This window comes from Pseudomonas cremoricolorata (assembly GCF_000759535.1).
Lineage (GTDB): Bacteria > Pseudomonadota > Gammaproteobacteria > Pseudomonadales > Pseudomonadaceae > Aquipseudomonas > Aquipseudomonas cremoricolorata_A.
Genome location: NZ_CP009455.1, coordinates 3,869,903 through 3,885,224, shown reverse-complemented (window position 1 = coordinate 3,885,224; position 15,322 = coordinate 3,869,903). Strand labels below are relative to the sequence as shown.

10 protein-coding genes and 3 pseudogenes are annotated in these 15,322 nt (G+C 58.5%); 9 read left to right on the top strand and 4 right to left on the bottom strand.

The window, feature by feature from the left end:
* Nucleotides 1-59: 59 nt before the first annotated feature.
* Entirely contained in the window at nucleotides 60-884 is an 825-nt protein-coding gene (locus tag LK03_RS17625) for a carbon-nitrogen hydrolase family protein (RefSeq protein ID WP_038413709.1), read from the bottom strand.
* A 170-nt stretch (nucleotides 885-1,054) separates the two neighbouring features.
* Here LK03_RS17625 and LK03_RS17620 point away from each other — a divergent pair, with 170 nt between their 5' ends.
* Complete coding sequence (locus tag LK03_RS17620) at nucleotides 1,055-1,834, top strand: helix-turn-helix transcriptional regulator (protein WP_038413708.1); 780 nt, start codon at nucleotides 1,055-1,057, stop codon at nucleotides 1,832-1,834.
* 126 nt (nucleotides 1,835-1,960) lie between these two features.
* Nucleotides 1,961-3,274 (top strand): MFS transporter, encoded by a 1,314-nt coding sequence (locus LK03_RS17615; RefSeq protein WP_038413707.1) that lies wholly within the window; start codon nucleotides 1,961-1,963, stop codon nucleotides 3,272-3,274.
* Between the two features lie 41 nt (nucleotides 3,275-3,315).
* Here LK03_RS17615 and dapA read toward each other — a convergent pair whose 3' ends face one another.
* Together dapA and LK03_RS17605 are read right to left on the bottom strand one after the other, a co-directional pair.
* Nucleotides 3,316-4,191 (bottom strand): 4-hydroxy-tetrahydrodipicolinate synthase, encoded by an 876-nt coding sequence (gene dapA / locus LK03_RS17610; RefSeq protein WP_038413706.1) that lies wholly within the window; start codon nucleotides 4,189-4,191, stop codon nucleotides 3,316-3,318.
* A 372-nt stretch (nucleotides 4,192-4,563) separates the two neighbouring features.
* Nucleotides 4,564-5,484, bottom strand: coding sequence for a LysR family transcriptional regulator (locus tag LK03_RS17605; RefSeq protein WP_038413705.1), 921 nt, complete (start codon nucleotides 5,482-5,484; stop codon nucleotides 4,564-4,566).
* A gap of 95 nt (nucleotides 5,485-5,579) precedes the next feature.
* Here LK03_RS17605 and LK03_RS17600 point away from each other — a divergent pair, with 95 nt between their 5' ends.
* The 3 genes from LK03_RS17600 (at nucleotide 5,580) to LK03_RS17590 (ending at nucleotide 8,718) form a co-directional block, all read left to right on the top strand.
* Nucleotides 5,580-6,770: an MFS transporter gene (locus LK03_RS17600; protein WP_038413704.1), complete on the top strand. Its 1,191-nt coding sequence runs from the start codon at nucleotides 5,580-5,582 to the stop codon at nucleotides 6,768-6,770.
* 88 nt (nucleotides 6,771-6,858) lie between these two features.
* Nucleotides 6,859-8,016 carry an MFS transporter gene (locus LK03_RS17595; RefSeq protein WP_240478623.1) on the top strand — a complete coding sequence of 386 codons (1,158 nt, stop codon included), beginning with the start codon at nucleotides 6,859-6,861 and terminating at the stop codon, nucleotides 8,014-8,016.
* Nucleotides 8,017-8,199: 183 nt separating this feature from the next.
* Nucleotides 8,200-8,718, top strand: coding sequence for a hypothetical protein (locus LK03_RS17590; protein WP_038414808.1), 519 nt, complete (start codon nucleotides 8,200-8,202; stop codon nucleotides 8,716-8,718).
* A 301-nt stretch (nucleotides 8,719-9,019) separates the two neighbouring features.
* On the opposite strand, the pseudogene LK03_RS17585 reads toward LK03_RS17590, so the two are convergent.
* Nucleotides 9,020-9,322: pseudogene (locus tag LK03_RS17585) on the bottom strand (transposase); the annotation flags it as partial.
* A 381-nt stretch (nucleotides 9,323-9,703) separates the two neighbouring features.
* Between LK03_RS17585 and LK03_RS17580 the strand changes: the two are divergent.
* The 4 genes and pseudogenes from LK03_RS17580 to LK03_RS22050 form a co-directional block, all read left to right on the top strand.
* Complete coding sequence (locus tag LK03_RS17580; RefSeq protein ID WP_081951630.1) at nucleotides 9,704-12,811, top strand: autotransporter domain-containing protein; 3,108 nt, start codon at nucleotides 9,704-9,706, stop codon at nucleotides 12,809-12,811.
* Between the two features lie 508 nt (nucleotides 12,812-13,319).
* A pseudogene (gene tnpC, locus LK03_RS17575) lies at nucleotides 13,320-14,264 on the top strand (IS66 family transposase); the annotation flags it as partial.
* 208 nt (nucleotides 14,265-14,472) lie between these two features.
* Nucleotides 14,473-14,883, top strand: a complete 411-nt coding sequence (locus LK03_RS17570; RefSeq protein WP_038413700.1) for a YybH family protein — start codon at nucleotides 14,473-14,475, stop codon at nucleotides 14,881-14,883.
* Between the two features lie 95 nt (nucleotides 14,884-14,978).
* Nucleotides 14,979-15,298, top strand: a pseudogene (locus tag LK03_RS22050) (IS3 family transposase); the annotation flags it as partial.
* Between the last annotated feature and the right edge of the window lie 24 nt (nucleotides 15,299-15,322).

The window sequence follows — 15,322 nt, the reverse complement described above, 5'->3', positions numbered from 1 at the left end:
TGCCAAGGCCGAGCCATGGCCCTGGCATAGAAAGTAGGGGCAAGGGTGCTGCTGACGATTCAACGTCGGTTGATCAGAAACTCCCGTAGCCCGTCAGCGTGTTCGATGAGTTGGCCTGGCAGTTCGAAGCGGCGTTCGTCGAGGTAGCTGTAGTCGCGGCGCGCTTCCTGCACACGGGCCAGGTCCAGCTCCATGTGCATCCGGCACGGCTCACGGCCTGCCTCGCAGAGCACCTGCCCATACGGGTCAACGACCGTGCTTCCACCGGCGAACACCAGCTCGCCGTCCCCGGCGCCGACGCGGTTGACCATCACCGCATAGGCCTGGTTTTCCATGGCGCGTCCGCCGATGGCAGTGCGGTGGGTGGGGCCGTAGGGGTCCATATTGCCGTTGGTGACCAGCAGCAACTCGGCGCCCAGCTGGCCCAGGGCGCGGGCGCTTTCGGGAAACTCGATATCGAAACAGATCAACAGCCCCACCCGAACGCCTTTGAACAGCGCAGTGGCGTAGCGGTCGCCCGGGGTGAAGATGCCCTTGTCGGAAGCCCACAAATGCGTTTTGCGGTACTTCAGGGCGATGCCCTCGGCGGTGATCAAGACGGTGGTGTTGTAGAACTGGCCGTCTTCGCCTGCCTCGGCGAGCCCCACCCCCACACCGACGTTCTTCGCTCTGGCGGCCTCGATCACCGCACTGACGGCAGGGCCGTCGAGCGGCTCGGCGATGCGCGAAATGTTCTGCTCGGTGGGAAAGCCCATCAATTGGGTTTCCGGAAATACCAGCAGGTCCGTGTCCGGCGCACTGGCGTGGATCGCCTGGAGCGTGCGCTCCAGGTTGTAGGCCGTGTCGCCGTCGCGACCTGCCAATTGAACGAGTTCTACTTTCATGAAGGCTCCTGACGATACGCAAGGGGTCGAGCGGCTGACCAAACCGATGCAGTGGGTACTTGAGGTAAAGTGGCGAGGCTGCGCAGCGGGCCGACCCGGCTGACCCGAGTATGCCGTCACGTTGCCAGTAGGGGTAATCACGCCCTTGAGGTACCCCTAATGAGGTAGTCATGACCCTGACGTTACAAGACATCGCCTGGCATCGCTCGGTAGGCCAACTGATCGAAACCCTCGACCAACCCCACTTCTGGCTGCGCCTGGTACGCCTGCTCGAACATTACGTGGAGTTCGACAGCTGGGTGGCGCTGCTTTTCAGCAACGGCCGCCCGGAAGTGTTCGCCGCATGCCCCGGCGAGGACGGGGGGCCAGACCCTTTGTTCGAGGATTACCTCAAAGGCCTGTACCTGCTCGATCCGTTCTACATCGCCAGCCGCGAAGCGCCTGCGACCGGCCTGCAGCAACTGGCCTTCGTCGCGCCTGAATGCTTCGAGCAGACCGATTACTACCAGCATTACTTCCGCCTCAACGTCGTGGCCGATGAAATCCAGTACAACGTGCAACTCGATGCAGAGCGCACGTTGTGCCTTTCTTTGGGCAGTCGCATTCGTTACAGCGTTACGCAGCTGGCGATGCTGGACCTGGTCCAGCCCTGGGTCTCGGCGCTGATGCGCCAGCGCCTGCACTTTGAAACCATCACCGCCCAGGCCGTACCTGCGCCAAAGTGGCAGGACCGGCTGGAGCAGGCCGTCGAACGACTGGAAACACCGCTCACCGCACGGGAGCTGGAAGTGGGGCGGATGATGCTCAGTGGCTGTTCGAGCAAGGAGATCGCACGCAAACTGGCCATCTCCTCGGAGACCGTGCGGGTGCACCGCAAGCACATCTACAGCAAGTTGAATATCAAGTCGCAGTCGGAGTTGTTTGCGTTGTTCTTGCGCGGGCAGGGGTGATGAGCCGCTGGCGACACGCGCGGCCTTTCTGGCGTCACTCACCCCGCGCATATAATGCGCGGGGCTGGCACGTCGAAAACGCCTGGCCTTGAAACCACTACACCGTCGCCCGCCAAGAGACAGTAAATGCCCATTGCGAATGCAACCCCGGCCAGCACTCACACCGACCCTGGCACTAGCGCGCTGTACGGCAAGATCACCTGGAGGCTCATTCCCTTCCTGTGCTTTTGCTACCTCGCCGCGTATCTGGACCGCATCAACGTCGGCTTCGCCAAGCTGCAAATGCTCGAAGACCTGCAGTTCAGCACCGCCGCCTATGGCCTGGGTGCCGGGCTGTTCTTCGTCGGCTATATCCTCTTCGAAGTGCCGAGCAATCTGATCCTGCAGCGCGTCGGCGCCAAGCTGTGGATTGCCCGCATCATGATCACCTGGGGCCTGCTGTCGGCCTGCACGATGTTCGTCAGCACCACCACGCAGTTCTATATCCTGCGCTTTCTGCTCGGTGTTGCCGAGGCCGGCTTCCTGCCGGGGGTGCTGTACTACCTGACCCTGTGGTACCCCACCTACCGGCGCGGGCGCATCATTGCGCTGTTCATGATCGGGCTGCCGTTGTCGAGCGTGATCGGCGGGCCGCTTTCCGGCTGGATCATGGCGCACTTCGACCAAGTGCATGGCATGCGCGGCTGGCAGTGGCTGTTTCTGCTGGAGGCGATTCCCAGTGTGCTGCTCGGCATCCTCACCTTCTGGGTCCTGCCCAACCACTTCCAGCAGGCCAAATGGCTGTCGGTCGAAGACAAGTCACAACTGGCAAAGGACCTGGCCGCTGACGATGCCGAGGGCAAGGACAGCAGGCACAGCTTTGGCGATGGGTTGTTCAACCTGAAGGTGTGGATGCTGGGCGGCATCGACTTCTCGATCCTGCTCAGCGCCTATGCCATGGGCTTCTGGATGCCAACCTTCATCCGCGATGCCGGAGTCAGCGACACCTTGTATATCGGCCTGCTGACGGCCATTCCAAGCCTGGCCGCGCTGGCCGGCATGCTGATCATCGGCGCCAGTTCCGATCGCCATCGCGAGCGCCGCTGGCACATCATCGTGCCGTTCATCATCGGTGCGATCGCCATGGCCAGCAGTACCTTGTTCAGCCAGAGCCTGGTGATGACGGTGGTGCTGTTCGCCATCGCCTCGGCAGCGATCATCGGCGCGGTGCCGGTGTTCTTCAGCCTGCCGGCGACCTTCCTCAAGGGAACGGCCGCCGCGACCGGCTTTGCCCTGGCCTGTTCGCTGGCCAACATCGCAGGCCTGGTCAGCAACTCGCTCATGGGCCTGGTCACCGACCTGACCGGCACCGCCCATGCGGCGCTGTGGGCATTTGCCGGCTGCCTGATCCTCAGCTGCTTTCTGGTCATAGCCCTGCCGGCGAAGCTGGTCAACCGCTAGCCGCGCAGCTTCACCCAAGCACCGGCCCGCTGCACGGCGACCTACTGGCTCTGGCAGAGCAACTGCGAAAGCACAGGCCGCAGGCGTTCCAGCGTCACTGACGAACACGGTTGCATCGGCTCGCGAAGTTCTTGGCTGATCACGCCTTGCAAGCTCAGAGCGGCTTTGATGACAGCCGGGTTGGGTTCGCTGAAGGCCATTTTGATCCAAGGCAACAGCCGGTAGAACGTGGCCCGGGCCGAGACCAGGTCGCCGCCGTCAAGCTGCTGCATCATCTGCACGTACAGTTTGGGGGTGATATGTGCTGAAGCCGACATTGCACCGCTGCCGCCCAAGGTAAGATGGCTGAAGATCTGCAGATCTTCGCCAGTCAGTATTTGCGCGTTGCCATCGGCGATCAGCGCCAAGGTGGTTTCGAGATCGCCGCTGCAATCTTTCACCGCAGCGATTCGCGGGTGACGCACGATCCTTCTCAGCGTCTCTGGCTCAATCCTCACGCCTGTTCGGTAGGGGATGTCATAGAGAACCACGGGAACTGACGACGCATCTGCGACTGTCTGGAAAAACCGCTCGAGGCCTTGCTGCGAAGGCCGAATGTAATAGGGCGCTGGAACCAGGACGCCGGCGATGTCACGGCTCTGGATCAATCGCTGGAAGCCCAGAAGGTCCTGCAAGTTATTCCCCGACAGCCCCATGACCACCTGATCAGGCCGGGCCACTTGCAACACGGCATCCAGAACCGCGAGCCTTTCTTCCTCGCTCAGGGCTGCCGCTTCCCCGGTAGTGCCACAGACCACCAAACCGCGCACACCGTCAGCGAGCAACTGACCGGCCAGGTTTTCAAGCGCCTCGAAATCGACCTGACCTGAACGGAAAGGTGTGACCAGTGCAACCCAGATACCGCGAAAATCAGACATGCATAACTCCTCAGGTAGACCGATTAGTCGACGTCAGAGGAGAAGTAGGGAATCAAGCGGGGAGTAGGCCTGGCGCTATCTGTCCTGTCAGCTCATCTGACGGGACAGCGCCCCGGTCAAATGAGCGACTGTTTCTTGGATTTCTTGGCAACGGACACGCATGCGTCTACCTGGGCGGCAAGGCCCTGGGCAGTTGGCATGGAGTCGGTAGGGCGGATCATGGCAGAGCCGTTGCGAAGAATGAGTGTCGGATAATGAGTAAGGGCGCCGGGGGTAGTCAACAGATAAATTGAGTTCGATGGAAGGACACGTTCCAAGGGGTATTGGAGAAGCGCTGTATGATCACGGGTGCTTGTCGGCCGGGCAGGGGGGTCAGGATGACTGTTCGCTCGTGGCGTGAGCCTGCAGCACGTGCTCGAGCACTCCCATGAAGGCATCGACCAACTGGCTGCGGCCTTGCTTGCGGGTCAGTACCAGCAACGGCGCGCTGGCACTGGGGTCGGCCAGGGGGCGATAGGTGACGCCTTTTTTCGCCAGGGCCTGGGCGCAGCTCGGCACCAAGGCGATGCCTTGACCGGCGGCGACCAGGGCGATGATCGAGGTGATCTGCCGTCCGCTGGGCCCGGGGCGCAAGGGTAGGGCGTTGCGTCGGTAAAGCTGCTCGATGGCTTCGTTGAGGCCTGAGCCGTAGTCGGCGGGAAACAGAATCAGTGGATGCTCGCTGAGCTCGGCCAAGCTCACCTGCGCCTGCGCAGCCAGTGGGCTGTCGCAGGCGATCGCCGCCACCAGCGGTTCGTCCGCCAGGGAGAGCGTCTGTATATCGCTGCGCTCGCTCGGCGGCTGCAGACGGCCGAGGCCGATGTCGATGCGCCCGTCGACGATCTGCGACCACTGGCTGACCGAGGCGCCTTCCACCAGGGTCAATTGCACGTCGGGGAAGCGCTGGGCGAAGGCCTGGAGGGCCTGGCTGAACAGGTCGGACAGGGCGATGGAGCTGGCATAGCCCACGGCCAGTTGCCCGGCGGTTCCCGCCGCCAGCTTGCCGGCCATGACCTGGGCCAGCTCGACTTGCTCCAGCACGGCGCGGGCGTACGGCAGGAAATGCCGGCCCTGAGGGGTAAGGGTGACGCTGCGGCTGGTGCGATCGAACAGGCGAAACCCCAGCTCGGCCTCCAGCGCCGAAATCTGCCGCGTCAGCGGCGGTTGCGCCAGGTGCAGGCGCACGGAAGCGCGACCGAAATGTAGCTCTTCGGCAACCGTCAGAAAATAACGCAACCTGCGTAGATCGAGCATCCTGTTCCCTGGGTATTGATCGGTCGGAATTCGGTATTGGTGTTGGGCTGGCGACGCATCTTATAAAGGTCGTCGGGCACAAAACGAGATGTTGCATGAATTCGCGTCAACTGTGTGCGCGCATCGCCCTGTTTCTATGTGGCTGTGCGGCCTTTCTCAACCTGTATGCAACCCAAGGCATTCTCAACGAATTGGCCCGCAGTTTTCAGGTGAGCATTCAGCAAGCCGGCTGGAGCATCACCGTCACGACGCTCGCGGTGGCTGCCACCGCGCCCTTCGTCAGCCGCCTTACCACGCGTTTCGACCAGCGCCAGGTGATTGCGCTGGCCGCGCTGTTGCTGGCGTTGCCAGCAGCCCTTGCCGCTTGCGCCACGAGTTTCAGCCAACTGCTGCTCTGGCGTCTGCTTGCAGGCGTGCTGATTCCTGTGGTGTTCGCCACCAGCGTGGCCTATATCGGCGATCGCTGGCGCGGTGGCAGCGTGACCGAAGTGACCAGTCTGTATGTTGCCGGGACCGTGTTGGGCGGCTTTGCGGGACGCTTCATCACCGGACTCATGACCGAATATGTGGGCTGGCGGGAAGCCTTCGTGGTGCTCGCCGGCCTCGGCCTGCTGATCGGCGTGGCGATTCATCGGCTACTTCCGACCAACTCGCCGCTCTGCGCGCCACCGGCCAGCAGCCCCAGCGCGCTGCGCGAGCTGTGCCGATGGCCCTTGCTCGCGGCTTATGGCGTGGGCTTCTGCGTGCTGTTCGCGCAAGTGGCGATGTTCACCTACGCAGGCCTGTACCTGAGTCAGGCGCCGTTCGATCTGGGCAGCGCCGCCCTGGGTGCGCTCTACAGTGTGTTCCTGGTGGCCCTGGTGGTCACGCCGGTCGCCGGACGCCTGAGCAAGTCGCGGCCGCAGGCCCAACTGCTGTTGGTCGCGGCGCTGCTCGGGGTCTGCGGTTCGGCCCTGACGTTGCTGCCGTCGCTATGGCTGATCGTGCTGGGCTTGGCCTTGAGTTGCACCGGGGTGTTCCTGACCCAGGCTGCCGCCAACGCCTTCACGACGGCCACGGCCGGCCATAACAAGGCCGGCGCCGTGGGCCTGTACCTGACCTGCTATTACCTGGGCGGCAGCCTCGGCGCGGTGGTCCCGGGGTTGCTCTGGAACCCGTGGGGCTGGCAGGGCTGCGTGGTGCTGATCGTGCTGTTCCAACTGCTGTCGTTGCTGATCGGCTGGGCCGGCTGGAAGCCTGCGAAGCTGCAAACGCCGGGCGCGGCTACGCAACGGGCCAACCCTTAGCATCTTCATCCAATTCTCTGAGCAGTCTGCCTTGACCACCAATGAACTGAAACAACCCGTGTCACCCAGGGCTTTACCGGCAGCCGACGTGTCGGTTCGCCGCCGTTCCCTGGTCGCCGGGTGCGGTGCCCACGCCGTGCATGATGGCCTGACCGACGTGATCTATGTGCTGCTGCCGATCTGGCAATCACAGTTCGCCCTGAGCTACGCGCAGATCGGCCTGCTGCGCGGCGCCTATTCCGGGATGATGGCCGGCTTCCAGTTGCTGGCCAGCCGCGGCGCCAGGCGCTGGGGTCGCGAGCGCCTGCTGGTGGGCGGTACTGCCTTGGCCGGCCTGGCGTACCTGCTGGCCGGACAGGCCGGCGGGCTAGGGGTGCTGCTTGTGGCGCTGCTGTTGGGCGGCCTGGGGGCCAGTACCCAGCACCCGCTGGCGTCCTCGATCATCACCGACACCCACGAGGCCGGCGACGGGGTCAAACAGGCGCTGTCGCAGTACAACTTCGCTGGTGACATCGGCAAGACCCTGATTCCCGCATTGGTCGGCCTGCTACTGACCGTGATCAGCTGGCGCACCAGCGCGACGCTGATCGGCCTGCTCGGCCTGGCTGCCGCGCTGGCGCTGTGGTGGCTGATCCCCTCCCACGCAGCGACCCAGGCCATGCAGCAAAAAGCCCCCAAAACCGCCAACGGCCACGGCTCGTTCGGGGGCCTGCGGGCCCTGATCCTCACCGGCGCCCTGGACAGCGCAGCCCGCATGGGCTTCCTGACCTTCCTGCCGTTCCTGCTCAGGAGCAAAGGCGCCGGCACCGCCGGCATCGGCCTGGCACTTACCCTGCTGTTCGTCGGCGGCGCGTTCGGCAAGCTACTGTGCGGCTACCTCGGCGCCCGCATCGGCCTGATGAAAACCGTCTGGATCACCGAACTCACCACCGCCAGCCTGATCGTGCTCGCAGTTTTTCTGCCCTATGCAGGCTTGATGGTGATGCTGCCATTGCTGGGGGTGGTGCTCAACGGCACCTCGTCGGTGCTCTATGGCGCAGTGCCGGACCTCGCCGGGGCGGGCAAGCGTGAACGGGCTTTTGCGCTGTTCTATACCGGCACCATTGGCGGCGGGGCGGTGGCGCCGGTGGTGTTTGGTGGGCTTGGGGATGCTGTAGGGGTCGCTTGGGCGGTGGTGGGGTTGGCGGGGGTTTTGTTGGTGACGTTGCCGTTGGTTTGGTGGGTGGAGCGGGGGGTGGAGATTTGACGATAATGCTGAATCTGCTTTCTCTTGCCCGTGCTCCAGGCAGGCCAGGGTTCGGTTTTCTGCCGCATTGCTCCAGAGCTTAACAGGCATGCCATGTCGGAACTTCACCGCGCACACGCGCATCAGATAGCCGTTCGGCAGTCCCACGAGCCCAAGGGCCGCCAGAAAATCAGGGAGCGATCAATGTACAAGCTACAAAAGTATGGTTGGTGCGTGGCGCTGGCAGGAACCGTTGCCATGACTGGCTGCAATTCGATCCTGTACGGCAAGCAATACGCTGTTCCTCAGCCGGGTGAGCCTTCAGCGACCGTACGTATGAAGTACGACCGCGACGCTCGACTGGATATCATGACTTTTAATGACAAGGGGTGCTACGCGGGTTACACGACGCTGCTTGGCAGCGGCGGTTTCGTCGAGTCCCCAGTGGCTGTTGATAAAGAGCTGATCATGACTTACCAGAGCGCAGTCGGAGGTATGGCATGCAAGGTTCCGTTCTCTTTCACACCTGAGAAAGGGGCTACGTATACCGTCGTTAACGGCTCTTGGAGCGAGGACCGGAAAGGCTTTCTCTCCGCGATCAGTCCAGACCAGTACTTTTGTGGCGTGAACGTCATCAAAAAAGTTGGCGATCAGGAAAGCATTGAGCCTGTTCAGCCGCTGCGAATCGAGACTGGATTTGCCTGCCTCAAGTGGGTGAAATAGGGCTTTGGGTGTTGCTTGTATCCAGATCGGGTCACCAGAACGATCTGGTGAAATCATGGTGTGCCTAGGCTCTGTCTGAAAAGTTCTGAGACGCCGGGGAGACAAGGCGAAAACAGCCGAGGAAGCGGAGTTTACTGGTTGTAAATGAGCATTCCGAGGCTGTTTTCAACGCAGGATCATCAAGTATCAGGGCTTTTCAGACAGAGCCTAGGGAAACTCCGAACAAGTTGCCATCAGCCGGAAAGCCCGATTTTCAGCCGCTGATTATTGGAAAACCAAGGATAGCCTTGGTTTTCTGCCCTCACGGGTGCACCTCTCCCGCGGCCGGCAATAATTGCCGGCGCACCCTCCACAGATTCGACAGGGCAAACAGCGTGGTCAGTTGCGCCGTGTTCTTGGCCAAGCCACGGAAACGGGTTTTCACATAGCCGAATTGGCGCTTGATCACACGGAATGGATGTTCGACTTTCGCTCGCACCTGCGCTTTGACCTTCTCGATCTTGCGTCTGGCCTTGTAGAGCACGCTTCGTTTGCTCAAGTGTTTATGGGTGCTCCGACGAGCCGCAATCTGCCAGATCACCGGCCTTCCTTCATGCCCATCTCGGCCAGGAAACGCTCGCGTCGGGTTTGCTTGCGCTTACCGGCGTACTCGAAATCGGAAAATCTCATCTGACTCATGGAATGGCGGGCTTGTAGAGGGTAGTTGGACGGAAGGCTATTTCAGCACAGGTCAGACGGCCTGTGCTGACTTGATCGGAGAATCCCTAATTTCACAGAAAAATACCGCCAAATCAAAATACGGCCTATGTTCATGAAATTAGAAAACTTTCAATAAGAGTAATCCTAAATAATTCGGAAATTAGGTTTTCGGCAAAATGATTCTTATGAAATATTTTTTGGCGGATTAGTAGCGCAGTAACAAAACCGAAAAGAAAGCCCCGAATAATGACACCCTCTTAATAATCCATACACCTCTGGAAGAATCATGCCATCAACAGTTAAAGCCTCAAATATTAGACCGCCTGGCAAATACAAAGCGGTAAAGCACGCGTTTTTCCTCTTGTTAGCTCCAGCGACAGATGTATTAGCAGAAATTGAAACCCACAACGCTGAAGCGCTGATTGACTCTAAAAGATATAGCTGGTTCGAGGAACTCCAAAGCAACATCATCGCTAGCTATCCACTGCCAGGGTCAGAAGCAGCAGACCTTGACCGAGAAGGGTCCATCGCTTATTCACAAGACAGTGGCGCCAGATACAAGCTAGCCAACAGCGACAGGGCCCAAAATACCGCTTATAGGCTATCGACCATGACGCTGTCAGCACTAGGATCGCTTGCTCCGACAGAAACACCCCACACGCCGCTAGATCTTTCAAATTTCGACTCTTACGACAGGCTGGTAGACCTATATGAACTTTCAGCCTACTCGTATGATGCCGACAAGAAAAGGGAAAGAACCGCAGATTTTATATTAAAAGATAAGTTTCTTCGTGGTCGCCCCAGAGATGTCCTGGAGAACGGAAGATATATAAAAGACTACTTATCCATAAATGGCTCATCCTACCCCAGCGGCCACACTTGGGACGGTTACGCAACGGCACTGCCCATGAGCCTGATATTCCCAGAGCGTGGTAACGAAATCCTTTCCCGTGCCATTCAGTACGGCGAAAGCCGTGTCGTCTTGGACGCGCACTTTCCTACCGATACTATCGCTTCCCGTATTGGTAACTATTTCTACCTGTCAAAAATACTGGCAGATGACACGCTGGCAATGACCTTTTTTGAACTGAGCAAGGATATTCGGACACAGGCAGAAGCATCAAATCTTTGCTCAGGCTCTTTGCGTAGCTGTCTTGAGGCTCAAGACTCGCCCTTGGCCAAGACTCAAGCCAACGAAAACTACAGCATCGGCTACTACAACCAAATGTTCAAACGCCCTGCTGTAGTACTCACCCCTAAACATATTCCGCAACAATCCGGCGCATTGTTGCGATTTCGCTTCCCCTATTTGAAATCACCCGAATGGCAGCAGATTCTGGCTAGCACGGCTTACCCCAGCAACTCGCTGGCAGGCTGGACCTTCGACACCAATAACCCTGATGCCAACTGGGGCCTAATCAACCTGCCCCGCGCTTTTAGCGGCCCCACCTATTTTTATGAGGACTTCACAGTCAACCAGAATCCAGCGTCGGATATGGATCTGGCCGGCTTTTCTCAGACCGATACCTGGAAGGAGGATATTGGCGGCCCTGGCAGTTTGATCAAAAATGGCAGCGGAACGCTAATCCTCACAGGTAACAACACCTTCAGAGGCGGCATTGAGATAAATCAGGGCACCTTGCAAGTCGGTAATGGCGGGACAAAAGGCTCAGTGGCGAGCAATATCATCAATAATGGCACGCTGATCTTCAACCGCAACGATAACATTACCTTTAGCAGCAACATCAGAGGTGACGGTAACATAAAAAAAGACGGTGCAGGCCAACTCAACCTGACGGGTATCAGCGACTTTGCCGGACGCATCGATATCAACAAAGGCATGCTAAGGGCCAATGGCTCCCTGAGCAACGCAATGCTTTACGTCGACTCCGATGCTCAATTGCAAGGCATCGGCGAGGTTGGCTCGGTCACCGTCAACAAAGGCGGGATCATCGCCCCTGGCAATTCGATCGGTACCTTACGCATAACCCAAAACCTAACTTTCAGGCCCGGGTCGATTTACCGCGTCGAGGTCGATGCGACTGGGCGTGCCGACCAGTTGGACGTGGCCGGTTCTGTTGACCTACGAGGTGGTCGGGTCGATGTCCAGGCGCAAACAGGCGATTACAAGCCCAATACCAATCTGGCTATTATCCAGGCGCAAAAAGGTGTCAGCGGCCAATTTGCCAACGTCACATCCAATCTGGCCTTCCTCACGCCTAGCCTGACTTATGAAACAAACCAAGTGAACCTAAACTTGGTGCGTAATGATGTCAGCCCCCAAGCACTAGTGGAAAACGCAAACGAAAAAGCCCTGGCTACCCAGCTTCTGAACGAGGCCTCTGTCAACGCACCCCCGGACGCTTCGACAGCGGTGCCTCTGACCTGGGCTGAAAAAGAAACCAATGCCTTGATCGGGCTCTCAAGTGACGAGTTCAAGCAAATCATGCAATCCATGCCCGGAGAGCTGCACGCCTCGCTTAAGAGTGCGCTGTTGCAGAATTCAAGCTACTTGCGCAACGCAACGCTTGATCGTATTTATGAAACAGAGCAGAATCCGCGCGCTCTGGGCGCCTGGGGATATGTCTTCGACTCTAAAGGAAAACAAAATCGCCAAGATGATGCGGCCAAGCTCAATCGTTCGACTCACGGGGTCATCTGGGGGCTTGATCAGCAGGACGAAGTCAGCGGTTTGATAGCCGGTATCGCCGCTAGCTACCAAAGTAGTTCTGCCTCGCTCTCCACGCAGAGTGCTTCGGCCGATATCGAAACCTACAGCCTTGCCGCCTATGCCAGCAAACAGTTGGACAGCTTTACACTACGCCTCGGAGCGGGCTATAACCGGCATGAAATCGACAGTAAACGCGATGTAACTCATAAGAATGGCACCACGCGGCTTAAAGGGAGTTACGGCGGCAGCATCCGTCAGGTCTTTGCCGAGCTGTCCAAGCCCATCAACTTCAACTTCTGGACTCTAGAACCCTTCGTCGGGCTCAACTACACCCATCTTGAAACCGAAGCCTTTTCCGAGAGGGAAAACCTATTCGCCATCAGTGGCAAAAAAAGCCGCATGGACATGACCTCTGGCCGACTCGGTGCACGCGCAAACGCCATCCATCCTCTTACCCATGGCATGACCCTCCGCCTGAATGGCAGCGCAGGGCTGCAACATGCCCTTACCAAACAAACTACAGAGTCCCGACTGAAACTGCGGTCCCAAGGAAGCTTCGTCAACATCTCTGGTTTGCCTGTGCAGAAAGATACGGCCCAGTTCGCGCTTAGCGCTAGCTTGGACCTGACGCCATCCTTTTCCATAGGCTTGCGATACACAGGAGAAATAGGCCAGCGCTTTCATGATGAGAGCGCATCAGCCACGGCCGCATGGACGTTCTAGGAAGGGGCACGTAGACAAAATAAAGTAAGCTGCTGGCCCCTTGTCTACACAGCATCGCGCCATGCCTAAACAGCGCTACCCCAGTTGCTTGACGGACGTAGAATGGACACTGGTCGCTGATTACCGTCGCCAAGGCCGTGAAATCCGGTTAAGTGCCTGCGGGCGGTATCGTCATTTCCGACGAGATCTGCAAGCATTTCGACACGGCATTCTTCCCAAGTGGCTTGACCTATTGGGGGCACCCAATGGCCATGGCATCCATCGTCGCGACGATCGATGCCATGCGCGAATCGAAGGTTGTGGAGAACGCAGCCAACTCCATGTCGTACCACCATGCATCGTCACCGCGGACCTGGTATACCGCGCACTGGAGATCCTTTATGAGGCGCTCGCCATCATCTCTAAGGACTGATGTCGTAGATGGACCGGAAGACCCAAGCCACCTGGCATATGCCGGGAGTGATGAGGTCTTCCTTTATGGCATGGAAGCCTAAGGATTCTCCGATCAAGTCAGCACATGCCGCTGTACCGGCAGGAAAAGATCTTTGGTCGCGCCGGGCTGGCAATTGCTCGCTCGACCTTGGCCCAGTGGGTCGGACAAACCGGCGTGCGGCTCCAGCCGCTGGTCGATGCACTGCGTGAAGCGGTGCTGAACCAAGGCGTGATCCACGCCGATGAAACACCGGTGCAAATGCTTGCCCCAGGCGAGAAGAAAACTCACCGAGCCTATGTCTGGGCGTACAGCACGACGCCGTTTTCGGCGCTCAAAGCCGTGGTATACGACTTCAGTCCAAGCCGTGCGGGCGAACATGCGCGCAATTTCCTGGGCGACTGGAACGGCAAGTTGGTCTGCGATGACTTCGCCGGATACAAAGCCGGTTTTGAGCAGGGCATGACTGAAATCGGCTACATGGCTCACGCGCGTCGCAAGTTTTTCGATCTGCATGTCGCGAGCAAAAGTCAGCTGGCCGAACAGGCGCTGCACTCGATTGGCGGTTTGTACGAGGTTGAACGCCAGGCTCGGGATATGAGCAGCGAAGACCGTTGGCGAATACGTCAGGAACTGGCGGTACCGATCAGCAAAACACTGCATGACTGGATGTTGGCCCAGCGCAATCTGGTGCCCAACGGATCAGCCACGGCCAAGGCCCTCGATTACAGCCTGAAACGCTGGGTAGCGCTGACGCGCTAACTGGAGGATGGGGCTGTGCCCATCGACAACAACCAAGTCGAGAATCAGATACGGCCATGGGCACTCGGTCGCTTGAACTGGCTGTTCGCTGGGTCGCTGCGCAGTGGTAAACGGGCGGCTGCAATCATGAGTTTGATCCAATCGGCGCGTATGAATGGGCATGATCCGTATGCCTACCTCAAAGATGTGCTGACGCGCCTACCGACACAGCGAGCCAGTGAGATTGATCAATTGTTACCCGATCAGTGGCGACCAGCATAGTGGTGAACGGTGTCAACACAGCATCGTATCAGTTGATTTTCTTGTCTTTATGCGGCAGATTCATGCCATGAACAGTTACCGTTTCCTGTGCGCAAATTCAATTATTACCACCTTCACCTAGGCGGTGGGACTGCGCACGATTTGCCAAACCCCGCCTCAGCAGCGGGGTTTTTCATTCCTCCTCTGAGGCTACTTCAGGAGCGCAGGAATGGACGCACTTACCCGAGCCCTCAAAGAGACAATCGAGGCCGCTGATCGAGCCATCACAGCCGAAGACTTCGACGAGCTAATGAAGTTTTATGCGGATGATGCCAGTCTCGTGGTCAGACCAGGATTGACCGTTGCAGGCAAAGAAAGCATCCGCCGAGCATTTGTCGCCATTGCGGAGCATTTCAATAACAGCATCGTTGTCACACAGGGGGAGATGCAGGTTATACAAGGGGGTGATGTAGCTCTCGTTATCATGGAGACCCGGCTACAAGCCACGGACAAGACGGGAGTGAAAACTGAGATTTTGCGTAGGGCGACCTACGTGTTTCGTCAATTTTCAGAAAAGTGGCTATGCGTGGTGGACAACTCCTACGGAACGACGCTACTGGATAGCGATGTCGAATCGTAGGATATCAAGAGGGTGGAGCCTACCCGGGTAAGTAGGCTCCATCACCCAAGCGGAAGGCAAAAGTTTTGCTATCCGCAAGGTGTGTCGGCCAGACGCTTACCGTGTGGCGACGCAAGCCACAGTAGCAAATGATTCACTCAGAGCAAGGCAGTGAGTTCGGTAGCTCAGATTGGCAAAGCTCCCTCAAGGCCAACAATGTGATCAGCAGCATGAGCCGACGGGGAAACTGCCATGACAATGCCGTAGCCGAGAGCTTTTTCCAGCTTTTGAAGCGGGAGCGAATCCGACGAAGGATCTACGCAACACTTAGCGAAACCCGAAGTGATATTTTCGATTACATCGAGATATTTTATAACCCAAGCGTCGACATAGCAGTGCTATGCAGCTGTCTCCAGTAAAGTACGAGAAACGCTATTGCTACTGGACACGCCTAAGCGCA

Bases quoted from the DNA above. Each gene is read 5' to 3' on its own strand.
- LK03_RS17590 (WP_038414808.1), top strand. From the start codon at position 8,200: ATGTACAAGCTACAAAAGTATGGTTGGTGCGTGGCGCTGGCAGGAACC.
- LK03_RS17625 (WP_038413709.1), bottom strand. From the start codon at position 884: ATGAAAGTAGAACTCGTTCAATTGGCAGGTCGCGACGGCGACACGGCC.
- dapA (WP_038413706.1), bottom strand. From the start codon at position 4,191: ATGTCTGATTTTCGCGGTATCTGGGTTGCACTGGTCACACCTTTCCGT.
- LK03_RS17580 (WP_081951630.1), top strand. From the start codon at position 9,704: ATGCCATCAACAGTTAAAGCCTCAAATATTAGACCGCCTGGCAAATAC.
- LK03_RS17605 (WP_038413705.1), bottom strand. From the start codon at position 5,484: ATGCTCGATCTACGCAGGTTGCGTTATTTTCTGACGGTTGCCGAAGAG.
- LK03_RS17600 (WP_038413704.1), top strand. From the start codon at position 5,580: ATGAATTCGCGTCAACTGTGTGCGCGCATCGCCCTGTTTCTATGTGGC.
- LK03_RS17620 (WP_038413708.1), top strand. From the start codon at position 1,055: ATGACCCTGACGTTACAAGACATCGCCTGGCATCGCTCGGTAGGCCAA.
- LK03_RS17615 (WP_038413707.1), top strand. From the start codon at position 1,961: ATGCCCATTGCGAATGCAACCCCGGCCAGCACTCACACCGACCCTGGC.
- LK03_RS17570 (WP_038413700.1), top strand. From the start codon at position 14,473: ATGGACGCACTTACCCGAGCCCTCAAAGAGACAATCGAGGCCGCTGAT.